Genomic DNA, 14,120 nt, shown 5'->3' with positions numbered 1-14,120 from the left:
AAACCTCTTCCGTCCTCCGGAGGACTCCGGCATCCTGCGCCCATGCAGACGGAGCTGAGCAAGAAACTGGGAGTCGAGCACGCCATCTTCGGCTTCACGCCGTTCCCCGCCGTCGCCGCGGCCATCAGCCGGGCCGGCGGCTTCGGGGTGCTCGGCGCGGTCCGCTACACAGCCCCCGACGACCTCAAACGCGACCTCGACTGGATCGAGGCACATGTCGACGGCAGGCCCTACGGCCTGGACGTCGTCATGCCCGCGAAGAAGGTGGAAGGCCCGGACAACCGGACACTCACCGAGGCCGACGTCGAGGCGATGATCCCCGAAGGGCACCGGCAGTTCGTCAAGGACACCCTCGCCAAGTACGGCGTGCCCGAACTGGCCGAGGGGGAGGCGTCCGGCTGGCGCATCACCGGGTGGATGGAGCAGGTGGCGCGCACACAGCTCGACGTCGCCTTCGACTACCCGATCAAGCTGCTCGCCAACGCCCTCGGTTCACCGCCCGCGGACGTCGTGGAGCGCGCCCACGAGCGGGACGTCCTCGTCGCCGCCCTCGCGGGCAGCGCCCGGCACGCCGTCAAACACAAGGAGCGCGGCATCGACATCGTGGTCGCCCAGGGCTACGAGGCGGGCGGCCACACCGGCGAGATCGCCTCCATGGTGCTGACGCCGGAGGTCGTGGAGGCGGTCGACCCACTGCCCGTGCTGGCGGCCGGGGGCATCGGGAGCGGCCAACAGGTGGCTGCCGCACTCACCCTCGGCGCCCAAGGTGTGTGGCTGGGCTCCATATGGCTGACCACCACAGAGGCCGACCTCCACTCGCCCGCCCTGACCCGCAAACTGCTCGCCGCCGGATCCGGCGACACGGTGCGCTCCCGCGCCCTGACCGGCAAACCGGCACGCCAGCTGCGCACCGAGTGGACCGACGCCTGGGACGACGCGCAGGGACCCGGCACCCTCCCCATGCCCCTGCAGGGCCTGCTGGTCGCCGAGGCCGTCTCGCGCATCCAGAAGTACGAGGTCGGGCCGCTGCTCGGCACCCCCGTCGGCCAGATCGTGGGCCGGATGAACAGCGAACGCAGCGTCCGAGCCGTCTTCGACGACCTCGCCCGCGGCTTCGAACGAGCCGTCGATCGCATCAACCGCATCGCCGGAAGGAGCGGCCAGTGACGAGCACGAGCACACCCCCGGCAGGCTTCTGGGCCCAGGCCGCGGCCGACCCCCACCGCACCGTCCTCGTCGCTCCCGACGGCGAGGAGTGGACCGCCGGCCGGCTGCACGCCGCCGCCAACCGCCTGGTCCACGGCCTGCGCGCGGCCGGCCTGGAGCGCGGCGACGCCTTCGCGGTGGTCCTGCCCAACAGCGCCGAGTTCGTCACCGCCTACCTCGCCGCCAGCCAGGCGGGCTTCTACCTGGTCCCCGTCAACCACCACTTCGTCGGCCCCGAGATCGCCTGGATCGTCGCCGATTCCGGCGCCAAGGTGCTCCTCGCCCACGAACGCTTCGCCGCCCCCGCCCGCCACGCCGCCGACGAGGCCGGCCTGCCCGTCACCCACCGGTACGCGATCGGCACGGTCGAGGGATTCCGGCCGTACGCCGAACTCCTCGACGGGCAGCCGGAGTCGGCGCCCGCCGACCGCACCCTCGGCTGGGTCATGAACTACACCTCGGGCACCACCGGCCGCCCCCGCGGCATCAGGCGCCCGCTGCCCGGCAAGCTCCCCGAGGAGGCGTACCTGGGCGGCTTCCTCGGCATCTTCGGCATCCGCCCGTTCGACGGCAACGTGCACCTGGTCTGCTCGCCGCTCTATCACACGGCCGTCCTCCAGTTCGCGGGAGCGTCCCTGCACATCGGCCACCGCCTGGTGCTGATGGACAAGTGGACGCCCGAGGAGATGCTCCGCCTGATCGACCGTGAGAGGTGCACCCACACCCACATGGTCCCGACCCAGTTCCACCGCCTGCTCGCCCTGCCGCAGGAGGTGCGGGCCCGCTACGACGTCTCCTCCATGCGGCACGCCATCCACGGGGCCGCTCCCTGCCCCGACCACGTGAAGCGGGCGATGCTCGACTGGTGGGGCCCGTGCGTGGAGGAGTACTACGCGGCCAGCGAGGGCGGCGGCGCCTTCGCCACCGCCGAGGACTGGCTGAAGAAGCCCGGCACGGTCGGCAAGGCCTGGCCCATCAGCGAACTCGCCGTCTTCGACGACGACGGCAACCGGCTCCCGCCCGGCGAACTCGGCACCGTCTACCTGAAGATGAACACCGGCGGCTTCGCCTACCACAAGGACGAGGCCAAGACGAGGAAGAACCGCATCGGCGACTTCTTCACCGTCGGCGACCTCGGCTACCTCGACGAGGACGGCTACCTCTTCCTGCGCGACCGCAAGATCGACATGATCATCTCGGGCGGGGTGAACATCTACCCCGCCGAGATCGAGTCCGTACTGCTCCAACACCCCGCCGTCGCCGACGCCGCCGCCTTCGGCATCCCGCACGACGACTGGGGCGAGGAGGTCAAGGCCGTCGTCGAACCCGCCCCCGGCCACACCCCGGGCCCCGCCCTGGCCACGGCGATCCTCGACCACTGCGCCGACCGGCTCGCCGGCTACAAGCGGCCCAAGACCGTCGACTTCATCACCGAGATGCCGCGGGACCCCAACGGCAAGCTGTACAAGCGGCGGTTGCGGGACCCGTACTGGGAGGGCCGGGAGCGACCCGTGTGACAGGGCCCCGGCACTCGTCAGGGACCGGCGGCCGGCCGAGACCTCAGGACCGGGGGCGAGGAAAGGTCTCCAGGGCCTTGGCGAGGCCGGCGGCGTCGGTACCGACCTTGCGGTACACGCAGGACAGCAACTGTCGCACGCCCTGTTCGGTGAGCCGCAGTTCCTTGGCGATCACGGCCGCCGGCTGGCCCTGGACGGCCAGCTCGGCGGTACGGCGTTCCTGACCCGTCAGCGTGTCCGCCTGCGCGTACCGCAGCGGCAGCGGCCGCAGTCCGGCCGCCGAGAGTTCTTCCCTGGCCCGGGCGGCGAGCGCCTCCGCCCCACAGTGGACGGCACCCTCCAGGCCCCGGTAGAGCCGATCGGCGGCCTCCTGGACCCGGCCGCCCCGGGACAGCGCGGCGCCGTGGCCGATCAGGGCACGGGCGAGCTCATAGGAGGCGGGCGACTGCTCCAGGTGGTCAACGGCCTCCGCGTACAGGTCGACCGCCGACGGTCCGCCCGTCACCTCGGCGAGGGTGCGCAGGGCCTGGCCGATCACGGAGGCGGCGCCGAACTCCCGGGCCCGCTGGACGGCGTCCTGGGCGTGGCCGACCGCGGTCGCCGGATCGGTGGGGGCCAGGGCGGACGCCAGGTGCAGCTGCCAGGGGCACCACGAGGGGTTGCCCGTGCCCCGTGCGTCGAGCCAGTCCCCGACGGCGGACAACAGGGCCGCGGCCTCGGCATGCCGGCCCTCGGCCAGGAGCAGTTCCGCGTACACGGTGCGGGGGTCGGGGTAGATGACGGCGTTCGGGACGACCTCGCCGTAGTGGTAGGAGTCGGCGAGGCGACGCGCCTCGGTGGTGCGGCCGCGGGCGAGCAGGGTCTGGATGAGGATGCCGATGGCGAACCATTGGGCGGGGACGGCGCCTTCGACCCGGTCGGCGATGCGCAGCCCTTCCCGTGCCAGTTGCTCGGCGTCCGCCAGGCAGCCGCGACGGTAGCGGATGTAGCCGTAGAGGGTCTGTCCCAGGGCCAGGTGGGAGCCACGCCAGCCTTTGCGCTCGCACTCGGCGATGCCGGCGGTGAACAGTTCCTCGGCCCGGTGGGGCTGGTCGCTGTACATGAACGCCAGGGCGACCGACACCGGAACCTCGAAGCCGCGGGTCTCGTCGGTCCAGCTCAGTCCGCCGCCCAGGGCCTCCTCCGCACACGCGAGGACGGTGTGCCGGGGTTCGCCGCGTACCATGGCGTCCCACGCACGCGAACCCAGGATGTACCGTTCCTCCAGACCGCGGCCGGTCAGCCGCTCGGCCAGGCGTGCCAGCCTGCGTGAGCGGGCGGAGGAGTCGGGCTCGTCGGCGCGGAAGGCGCTCCAGACGAAGTGATCGCCCTGCATGCGCAGTCGGATGCGCGGATGGGTGGCGAGCCGTGCCTCGTCGGCGGAAACGGTCGCCGCCTCGGCCAGCCGGTCGGTGTGGGCGAGCGCCTGGGTCAGCCGGTAGACCATGGAGGCCCGCAGATGGGGATCCACGTCGGGCTCCGCCAGCGCCTCCTGGAGATGGCTGGCCGTGGCCGTGGGCTCGATCAGGAAGGTCGAGCCCGCGAGCTCATGGAGCAGCGCGGCCCGGTGTTCCGGAAGCGGTGGCTCCTGCAGCGCTCGGGACAGGACGCGCCGGGCAGCCTCCGGAGCCCCGGCCCGAAGGTACTCGCGGGCGGCCTCGCGCAGGCAATCGACCACCTCGGGCCGGCCTTCGCAGGGCACCTCCAGCAGATGCCGGGCGGCGGCGGTCGGGCCGAACCCCGCCGCGCGGACAGCCTCCGCGGCCCTGTCGTGCAGACCGACCCGCAGGCCCGAGGGGATGGACCGGTAGATCGTCGTGGCGATCAGCGGGTGGACGAACTCGATGCCGCCCCCGGGCCCCTCGGCCTCGGCGAGAATCCGGGCGGCACGCAACTTCTCGGTGGACTCCACGGCCTCCTCGCTGCCGATCACCGCGAGAGTGGCGGCGAGCTCCCGGGACACCGGGGGACCCAGTACGGCCGCGGCATGGGCGAAACGGACGGTGGCCGTGCCCAGCGCGTGCAGGCTCTCGATCAGTCCGGGGCCCTTGACCGCCGCGGCCAGGTCACGCATCGCGGGCAACTCGTCCTGTGCGCCCGTCAGTTTCCGTTCGCCGAGCCTGATGGCGAGTTCGATGGTCTCGAACGGGTTGCCGCCGGTCACCGACCAGCATTCGTCGCAGAACTCGTCCTCGACGCCCTCTCCCAGTTCGTCCCGGACGATCCGGGCCACGCCTGCGGCACTGAGCCGTGCCAGCGGGTAGGGGCGGTCCCCGTGACGTTCGACGACCGTGCGGAAAGCGGCCGCATCGGGCTGCAGTTCGTCGGGCCGGTAGGCGACGATGATCAGGAGAGGGAGATCGGCGGCCCGGGGCGCGAAGGAGGCGAGCCAGCCCAGTGATTCGAAGTCGGCCCAGTGCAGGTCGTCCAGGAGCAGGACGAGCGGCGCCTTCATCGCCACGAGGCGCGTCATGACCCAGTCGAGGCCGTCGCGCACCCCGGTGGGGTCCGGCGTGTGGGCGGTGTCGGTCGCCTCCAGGCCGAGCGTGGCGGCGAGGATGTCGTACCAACTGCCCAGGAAGGCCCGGCGTTCCGTCTCGTCCATCGTGGCCAGCACCGGCTGGACGAGCTGGCGCACCAGACGGAACGCCAACTCCTGGTCGTTTTCGCCGGCCCGGGCCGAGAGCACATGGAATCCGTGTGCCGCGGCGCCGGCGCGTGCCTTCGTGAGGAGTGCCGTTTTGCCCAGCCCGGCCGGCCCGGTGAAGGCGAGCAGACCGGTGGACCGTGCTCGCTGCATGCCGTCGGCGGCCTCCCGGAGGTCCGACAAGGCGGAGTCGAGCGCCTGGAGTTCCCGTTGGCGCTCCAACAACGGGCGGGGCTCGGTGTTCGGTTGCCACGACCCATGCGCCATGTGCCCTACCGCTTCCTGTCGTTGATCCTCGGAGGACAGCGCAGAGCGTATGCCCCGGACCGGTGCCCGATGGTCGTGTTCGGGAGGGGAATGACAGAGAAGGATGAATCCCGCGGCGAAGCGGTTCGATTGTCCGCCCTTCGGGTAATGAGATCCGAATCAGCCCTTCTCGGTGCGGGCCGTTGCGGAGAACTGGGTGCGGGCGACCTCGCAGAGCCGTGCGCCCGCCGTCTGCCACCGGCGGGCGCACCAGGCATCAGGTGAGAGCAGGCGTCAACGCCGTGTCCACATAGCGCGGCACGGTGCGCGCCCAGTGGTAACACCCGCGCATCCAGCCGACCATCCCTTCCACGTAGCCGATCCCGGCAGGGCTCAACTCGGGTTTGATCTCCTCGTACAGTCGCTCGAACTCCCTGATGGTGCCGTTTATCTGGCGGATGGCCAGCAGCAGGGCCGTTTGAAGGGAGCACCGGTGGGTCCGCTGGTGGGCGAGGGCCAGATTGATCAGGCCGCCTGTCCGCTGCTCCTTCACGGCGGAGAAGAGGTCGGGTATCCACACCGCGGCATCGGCTGACAGCCTGCTCAGGCGCCGCACGGTGGGGTGATGCAGCTCGTGGGAAGCCAGCTCGCCCGCCTGTGCCGCTTCGGTCAACGGGTAGAAGGGCTCGACACCCGCGGTCAGCGCACGTATCGAAGTGCTCAGGCCCATGCCCGGGCGGTTGGGCTGCGCCTGGGCCACCGACTCGTACAGGAGGCCATGGACGTATTCGCGGCTCTTCCACTCCCATCGCGCGGCTTGTGCGGGTGTGCACCGCTCCCGGACCTGCCGGTGGAGATCGGCCAGCGCCGCCCCCAGCGGTGTGCAGGGCGCGGCACCGTCGCGCAGGATTCCGATGCTCTCGCACAGCATGGGCAGCAGCCGGTCCGGTGACCGCCGGCCGATCTCTTCCGCTCGGTCGTCGAAGATGAATTGATAGGCGATTTGATTGGCCATGATCTGGAGGACGTCCAACTCAACCGTCGGGCTGTTGTAGGAGGCGAGTTCGGCCGGCCGAGTGAAGGCGATCATCGCCGCCACTCCCACTTCCTCGGTCAGCCCGCACGAGCGTAACCATGCGTCCACGCCGGCGGCCGCTTCGGATGCATGGCGATTGCTCAGGAACGGGAAAGGCATGTAGAGATGGGTGTCGATCAGGTCCTTGAGGCTGGAAGCCGGAATTCCGTCCTGCGCGTCGAGTGCGATTTCCTCATGCGTCGTCGACACCGTTGCCACCTTCCCTTCGGGAATCGGGAGTGCCGGGTGCGGCGGATGTCCGGGTTGCGGGAGAAGTCGTACGAGGCGATGTGCCGACCGGCGTGTGCGTACGCGGTTCACAGATCATCACCAGCGACCTCGGCCCCAGCGTCGCGCCGGGCCGCGGCTGTTCTGTCGGACCGGGCCGGTGGCGCAGGCGCCACCGGCCGGCGACGGTCGCGAGGGCCACGGTCATCTCCGCCATGGAGAGCACGTCGCCGATGCATTTGCGGCTGCCCGCGGCGAACGGGATCAACGCACCGTGCTGCTCGTCGGCTGCCTGACCCGGCAGCCAGCGTTCCGGAAGGAATCGGTCCGGGTCGGGGAACGACGAGGGATCGTGGTGCAGCAGGTAGGGGCTGTAGAGCACGGTGGCGCCGCGGGGGAGACGGCACCCGGCGAATTCCGTCTCCTTGGCGGTGACGCGTGTGAAGAGCCAGCCGGGTGGTGAGTGGCGCAGCGTCTCCGTGATGACGCATCGGGTGTAGACGAGGCGCGGCAGATCGTTCGGTCCGGGGCGCCGCCCTCCCGCGAGCACGGCGTCCAACTCGGCGTGCAGACGGCGCTCTGTCTCCGGATGCTCGGCCAGGAGGCTGAAAGCGGAGGCCAGGCCCATGGAAGGGCTCTCGGACCCGGTGAGCAGGAGCGACACGAGGTGGTCGTGGACTTCCTGTTCGGTGATCGCCTTCCTTGAACCGTCGCCGCGTGCGGCCTCCAGCAGTGTCCCCAGCAGGTCGTCTCGGGGAGCGCCCCGTCGGCGCTCGGCGATGGCCGCGTCGATGATCGCGTGCACGCGGTCGACCGCACGCCGGTAACGACGATTCGCGGGCGTGGGGACCCGGAACAGGGCCTCGACCGGCACCACCGTGCGGACGAACAGGCCACGGACGATGGCCGCGAGGCTGTGCCGCACCTCGGCGGTGGCTGCCGCGTTCAGCGAGTCGGAGAAGAGAACGCGGCTGATGACCCCTGTCGTGAACGTCATCATGGCCGCGCTGACGTCGATCGCCTGCCCAGGCCGCCAGTCGCGGCACACCGACTCGGCCTCCTCGCCCATCAGCTCGGTGTGATCGGCGACCCGGGAAGGGCGGAAGTCGGGTTGCAGCAACCTGCGCTGCCGCCGATGCTCAGCGTGACGGCACGTCACGACGCCGTCTCCCATCAGGATCCGGAGCCTGTCGTACTGCGGACCTCCCTTGTCGAAGGTGCGGGTGTCCCTGAGCATCCGGTGAACCAACTCCGGGTGACACACCATCCACGCCCGCTGGGAGCCCAGCCGAATTTCGACCAGATCCCCGTGCGCGGGCAAAGAATTCAGAAACGCCAGCGGTTGACGGAACAACGCGATACCGTGGCCCAGGAATGGGAATATGCCTGGAGCAGTACCAGTCCTCCATGCTTGCTCGTGTTGAGGCACAGCACGACTCATGGAAACCTCCCCCTCAAACGCGGCACATGAAATCGTTGAACGTGCCACGGACTTGACACTTGAGACAAGTCCTGCCCAGTTCAAGCGGCGTTCGGCTTCCCGAATCCTTTCTCCAAAGGGGCGCACAGAAGCACGGGGAAGCAAAAAATGTGGTCCCGCCCCAGGGACGGGACCACAGCCACTCAGCGTTCGCGCACGCGCACCACCTGCAGAGCGGGCGAAGCTGCGATGTCCTTCTCGCAGAACCGCGAGGTCACCCACTTCTCACCGGAGAACAACCGGGTCTGGTCGCTGAAGTGGGGCGAGCCGGGGTTCGAGGACTGGGAGTACGTCAGCAGCGTACGGACGACCGGGCAACGGCTGCCGTCCCAGCCCACCGCCTGGATGTGACTGGAGCCGGTCGTCACCTCCCGATAACCGCCGTGCGCCTGGTCCCACACCGGCTCGATCTTGTTCCACACGCCCAGCCCTTCCGTGCCGCCCGGAACGGGAAGGGGCCGCCCGTTCCGTACGACGACCTGGTGCTCACCGAGGCGCGAGCCGAGCGCGATGCCCGCCGCCCGGAGCTCAGCGACCGCGTCCGCGAGGGCCGTGGCGAAGCCCGGGGCATCGGTGTTGAGGGTGTTCGGGGTGCGCACCGGGTCCGCCGCCGAGAAGGGCACCTTCCACCGCTGGGCGGCCGGCACCTTCGCCGTCAGCTTCCGCCAGAACCGGTCGAAGAGCAGGGCGCCCCGGCTGCCGGTGTCCATCGTGCGGTCCCAGGCCGCGAGCACCGAACAGGCCTCGGTGACGTCGACCACCTTGCCGTCACTGCCTGTCGCCGTCCCACCCGGCAGCAGGGCACACCCCTTCGCCATGTCGGCGGCGGCGAGGTCACCGGCAGGCACCCGGTTCGCGAACTGCTGCCGCTCCAGGTCCCGGACGGTCAGACCGCCCCGCTCGGCCATCGCCGCCACGTCCTGGATCGCGCCACGGGTGCGCAGCGAGCGCGGGGTGCCGACGTTGCCGAAGATCCGCTCGTATCCGGTGAGCGGACGGTCGGCGTTGGCCAGCCAGGCGCTGTCGTTGGAGTTCTCCGCGTACGGTGCGTCCTTCAGCGTCGGCATGCGTGCGGGCCCGAAGATCCCGGGCTGGACCGCGTCGGTGTCGGTGCCGGGCGCGCAGTCACCGCGGGAACCGTCGAGGACCGCGAGGCCCGCCGCCGGATAGGTGACCTTGCCCAGGTCCGTCGAGCACCGGGCCGCGAGGTCGTCGGTGATGCGCGGCAGTACCTGCGACTGGGTGTAGAGGGAGTGTCCCGAGGAGTCCGCGGCGATGGTGTTCACCCACGGCAGGCCCTGGTGCCGGGCGAGGGACGCGAGGACGCCGGCCGTGTCGCGCGCCTTGCTGAAGCCGAGAGAGGTGTCGGCGAACCTCATGTTGGCCGCGTTGGGGTCGCTCAGCGCGTACGCCGACGTCGCCGTCCAGGGGAGCGGGAGGTCGCCGTCGGCGGAGGCCACGACCGGGCCGTACCGGGTCCACCACTGGGTGCGGGTCACCGGTGCGCCGTCCTTGACCGCGACGGTCACGGTCCGCTTCGTCATCCGCTCGGGTGTGCCGTCCACCAGGTAGACGGTGGGGTCGGCCGGATCCAGCGTCAGCCTGTGCAGATTGAACGGGACACCGGTCGAAACGGTGTGGCTCCACGCCACATGGGCGTTGTAGCCGATGGAGATCGTCGGCGAGCCGAGCAGCGACGCGCCGGCGACGTTCAGCTCGCCGGGAATCGTCTGCTGCGCCTGCCAGAAGCGGCGTCCGCCGTGCCACGGGTAGTGCGGGTTGCCCAGCAGCAGACCGCGGCCGTTCGCCGTGGTGTCGCCGTGGAAGGCGACTGCGTTCGAGCCCATGTCCGCTCCGGTGGTCCGCTCGCGTACGGCCCGTATCAGGGCTTCGGCGTTCGGACGGGTTGCGGGGCCCTGGGCGCGGGCGGCGGATCGGGTGGGCGGCCGGGCGGAGGTGATGTCGTCCACCGCGCCGCCCTGGCCGCCGAGCACGGCGAGGGCGTAGAAGCGGGCGGCCACGTCCAGCGCGGTCACCGGCCGCACCCAGGCGGCTCCCTTGCACGCGGGGTCGGTGATCCGGTTCTGCTCCAGCCAGGCGTTGTACCCGGCCGCGAAGCCGCGCATCAGGTCCTTCACCTGACGGCTCGGGCCTTGCGGTGCCGGTTCGGCGAGCAGTTTCTCCACGGTGCGTTCCTGCCGTACACCGCGGAAGTACAGGTCGCTGGAGAGGTTCCTGGTGGCCGAGGAGAGCGAGAAGTCGGTCGCCGCGTCCGGCCCGAAGAAGCGGGACCGCTCGCCGCGCACGGTCACGAATCCGTCGGCGAGCGTGCACACCTGGTCGGCGGCCTGCGCCCAACCGGTGCCGAAGCCAAGGTCCTTGTAGTCCTTGGCGACGATGTGCGGGATGCCGTACTCGGTGTAACGAATGACGGCGGACAGACCGCCGTGCGAGAGCTGTTCCTGCGGGTCCTGCGAGCCGTGCCGCTCGGCCGCGGTCGCGGGCAGCCCGGCCGCCGTGGCGGCGAGCAGGGCGACGGCCGCGACGACGAGCCGTCTGGGGCGGGTGCGCATCGTGCCTCCCAACGTCATTGAGGGAAGGAGCCGTTGAGCGTACCAACGGGTATGTGTCCCCGGCGCGGTGTGGTGTGTCCTGTGCTGTGTCCTGCTTGACCTGTCCGTGCGACGCACCGAGGATCATGTGTCATGACGCCTGGACACGGCAGCACGGTTGACGGGGTACTGCGCCGCAGCGCCCGGCGCACCCCCGCGCGCGTGGCGGTCGACTACCACGACCGCTCCTGGACGTACGAGGAACTCGACGAGGCCGTGTCGCGCGCGGCGAGCGTCCTGCTCGGTGAAGGCCTCGCCCCCGGCGACCGGGTCGGCGCCTACGGCCACAACTCGGACGCCTATCTGATCGCCTTCCTCGCCTGCGCCCGTGCCGGCCTCGTCCATGTCCCGGTCAACCAGAACCTCACCGGCGACGACCTCGCGTACATCGTCGGCCAGTCCGGCAGCTCCCTGGTCCTCACCGACCCGGATCTGGCGCACCGGCTGCCGGACGGCGTCCGTACGGTACCCCTGCGCGACGCCGACGACTCCCTGCTGGCGCGACAGGCCGCGGCGCCCGCGTACGACGGCCCGGAGGCGCGCAGCGAGGACCTGGTGCAACTGCTCTACACCTCGGGTACGACGGCCCTGCCCAAGGGGGCGATGATGACCCACCGCGCCCTGGTGCACGAGTACTTGAGCGCGATCACGGCCCTGGACCTGAGCGCCGGCGACCGCCCCGTCCACGCACTGCCGCTCTACCACTCGGCGCAGATGCATGTGTTCCTGCTGCCGTATCTGGCGGTCGGTGCCACCAACACCATCCTCGACGCGCCCGACGGCGACCGGCTCTTCGACCTGATCGAAACGGGCTGCGTGGACAGCGTGTTCGCGCCGCCCACGGTGTGGATCGGCCTGGCGGGCCGCCCCGACTTCGCGACCCGGGATCTCGACGGACTGCGCAAGGCGTACTACGGCGCCTCGATCATGCCGGTGCCGGTACTGGAGCGACTGCGTGAGCGCTGGCCGAAGCTGGCCTTCTACAACTGCTTCGGCCAGAGCGAGATCGGCCCCCTGGCCATGGTGCTGGCCCCCGACGAGCACAAGGGCCGCATGGACTCCTGCGGCCGCACCGTCCTCTTCGTCGACGCCCGGGTGGCCGACGAGAACGGCGAGGACGTGCCCGACGGCACCCCAGGTGAGATCGTCTACCGCTCCCCGCAGCTGTGCGAGGGCTACTGGGACAAGCCCGAGGAGACCGCTGAAGCCTTCCGGGACGGGTGGTTCCACTCCGGGGACCTCGCGGTGCGCGACGCGCACGGCTACTACACGATCGTCGACCGGGTGAAGGACGTCATCAACTCCGGCGGGGTACTGGTCGCTTCACGGCAGGTCGAGGACGCGCTGTACACGCACGAAGGAGTCGCCGAGGCCGCCGTGATCGGTCTGCCCGACGAGCGGTGGATCGAGGCCGTCACGGCGGTCGTCGTGCCCCGCGGCGAGGTCACCGAGGCCGAACTGATCGACCACGCCCGCGAGAAGCTCGCCCACTTCAAGGCGCCGAAGCGGGTGGTGTTCGTGGACGAGCTGCCGCGCAACGCCAGCGGGAAGATCCTCAAGCGGGAGCTGCGCGACCGTCTTGCCGCCGATTAGCGCTGCCGCAGGTCCACGATCCGCCGGATCTTGCCCACCGAGCGTTCCAGCGACTCCGGCTCGACGATCTCCACGGCGACCGACACACCGATGCCGTCCTTCACGGCCGCCGCGATGGCCTGCGCCGCCGCCTCCCGGATCTCGGGTGACGCGTCGGGGCGGGCCTCGGCCCGCACGGTGAGCGCGTCCAGACGGCCCTCCCGGGTCAGACGCAGCTGGAAATGGGGTGCGACCCCCGGCGTGCGCAGCACGATCTCCTCGATCTGGGTGGGGAAGAGGTTCACCCCACGCAGGATCACCATGTCGTCACTGCGGCCGGTCACCTTCTCCATCCGCCGGAACACCCGCGCGGTACCCGGCAGCAGCCGCGTCAGATCCCGCGTCCGGTAGCGGACGATCGGCATCGCCTCCTTGGTGAGCGAGGTGAAGACCAGCTCGCCCTCCTCACCGTCGGGCAGCACCTCACCGCTGATCGGGTCGACGATCTCGGGGAAGAAGTGGTCCTCCCACACATGGAGCCCGTCCTTGGTCTCCACGCACTCCTGCGCGACGCCCGGCCCGATCACCTCGGACAGCCCGTATATGTCGACGGCGTCGATCGCGAACCGCTCCTCGATCTCCTGACGCATCTGCTCGGTCCAGGGCTCGGCACCGAAGATGCCGACGCGCAAGGAGGTGCCGCGCGGGTCGACGCCCTGCCGCTCGAACTCGTCGAGGAGGGTCAGCATGTACGACGGCGTCACCATGATGATCTCGGGCCTGAGATCCCGGATCAGCTGCACCTGCCGCGCCGTCATCCCGCCGGACGCCGGGATGACCGTACAGCCCAGTCGTTCGGCCCCATAGTGTGCGCCGAGTCCACCGGTGAACAGCCCATAGCCGTACGCCACATGGACCTTGTCCCCCGGCCGCCCGCCGGCCGCCCGGATCGAGCGAGCCACCATGTCGGACCACAGGGAAAGGTCGGCGTCGGTGTAGCCGACCACCGTGGGACGCCCCGTGGTGCCGCTGGAGGCGTGGATGCGGCGGATACGGTCCTGGGGCACGGCGAACATTCCGTACGGGTAGTTCTCGCGCAGGTCCGCCTTGGTGGTGAACGGGAAGCGGGTCAGGTCCGCGAGCGAACGGCAGTCGTCGGGCCGTACGCCGGCCTTGTCGAAGGACTCCCGGTAGAACGGCACGTGGTCGTAGGCGTGTCGCAGCGAGGCTCTGAGCCGCTCCAGCTGCAACGCCCGCAGCGCCTCCGGGTCGAGCCGTTCCCCCGGGTCCAGCAGCTCCGTCGCATCCGTCATGGGGAGTTCTCCCTCGCCAACCGCATCAATCCGGACAACCGATCATTCGGTCTGGTTGTTCGGGATCAGTAATCCAGGCGGTGGATGATCAGGCAAGAGGGCGGGCCGTACTTTCTGGCAAGTACGGTGAGCCGCTGAGGGCAAGCCCGGGTTCGACCCGACGGCGGAAGCGCCGCACGACGCGG

General features: G+C 70.4%; 8 protein-coding genes. 3 read left to right on the top strand and 5 right to left on the bottom strand.

Features of this window, described 5'->3' with window-relative positions; all coding sequences use genetic code 11:
* Window positions 1–42 precede the first annotated feature (42 nt).
* Both ACIBU0_RS32265 and ACIBU0_RS32260 read left to right on the top strand, forming a co-directional pair.
* Entirely contained in the window at window positions 43–1,167 is a 1,125-nt protein-coding gene (locus ACIBU0_RS32265; RefSeq protein ID WP_398825489.1) for an NAD(P)H-dependent flavin oxidoreductase, read from the top strand.
* Window positions 1,164–2,723 (top strand): acyl-CoA synthetase, encoded by a 1,560-nt coding sequence (locus ACIBU0_RS32260; protein ID WP_398825487.1) that lies wholly within the window; start codon window positions 1,164–1,166, stop codon window positions 2,721–2,723. The genes ACIBU0_RS32265 and ACIBU0_RS32260 overlap by 4 nt, the downstream gene beginning before the upstream one ends.
* A gap of 43 nt (window positions 2,724–2,766) precedes the next feature.
* On the opposite strand, the gene ACIBU0_RS32255 is transcribed toward ACIBU0_RS32260, so the two are convergent.
* From ACIBU0_RS32255 to ACIBU0_RS32240, 4 genes are all read right to left on the bottom strand, one after another.
* Window positions 2,767–5,676: an ATP-binding protein gene (locus ACIBU0_RS32255; RefSeq protein ID WP_398825485.1), complete on the bottom strand. Its 2,910-nt coding sequence runs from the start codon at window positions 5,674–5,676 to the stop codon at window positions 2,767–2,769.
* Between the two features lie 256 nt (window positions 5,677–5,932).
* Window positions 5,933–6,940: a (-)-alpha-amorphene synthase gene (locus tag ACIBU0_RS32250; protein ID WP_398825483.1), complete on the bottom strand. Its 1,008-nt coding sequence runs from the start codon at window positions 6,938–6,940 to the stop codon at window positions 5,933–5,935.
* Window positions 6,924–8,447, bottom strand: a complete 1,524-nt coding sequence (locus ACIBU0_RS32245) for a cytochrome P450 (protein ID WP_398825481.1) — start codon at window positions 8,445–8,447, stop codon at window positions 6,924–6,926. The genes ACIBU0_RS32250 and ACIBU0_RS32245 overlap by 17 nt, the downstream gene beginning before the upstream one ends.
* A gap of 134 nt (window positions 8,448–8,581) precedes the next feature.
* The gene (locus tag ACIBU0_RS32240) at window positions 8,582–11,011 is read right to left on the bottom strand and encodes a penicillin acylase family protein (protein ID WP_398825479.1); all 2,430 of its coding nucleotides are present in this window, start codon (window positions 11,009–11,011) and stop codon (window positions 8,582–8,584) included.
* Window positions 11,012–11,143: 132 nt separating this feature from the next.
* Here ACIBU0_RS32240 and ACIBU0_RS32235 point away from each other — a divergent pair, with 132 nt between their 5' ends.
* Window positions 11,144–12,643 (top strand): acyl-CoA synthetase, encoded by a 1,500-nt coding sequence (locus ACIBU0_RS32235; protein WP_398825477.1) that lies wholly within the window; start codon window positions 11,144–11,146, stop codon window positions 12,641–12,643.
* On the opposite strand, the gene paaK is transcribed toward ACIBU0_RS32235, so the two are convergent.
* Window positions 12,640–13,935, bottom strand: a complete 1,296-nt coding sequence (paaK, locus tag ACIBU0_RS32230) for a phenylacetate--CoA ligase PaaK (RefSeq protein WP_398825475.1) — start codon at window positions 13,933–13,935, stop codon at window positions 12,640–12,642. The two genes, ACIBU0_RS32235 and paaK, sit on opposite strands and share 4 nt — an antisense overlap.
* Window positions 13,936–14,120: the final 185 nt, after the last annotated feature.

Origin of the sequence: Streptomyces sp. NPDC049627, assembly GCF_044465645.1 — a bacterium.
GTDB lineage: Bacteria > Actinomycetota > Actinomycetes > Streptomycetales > Streptomycetaceae > Streptomyces.
The sequence above is the reverse complement of the archived record's forward strand: the minus strand, read 5'-3'. Positions and strand labels throughout refer to the sequence as shown.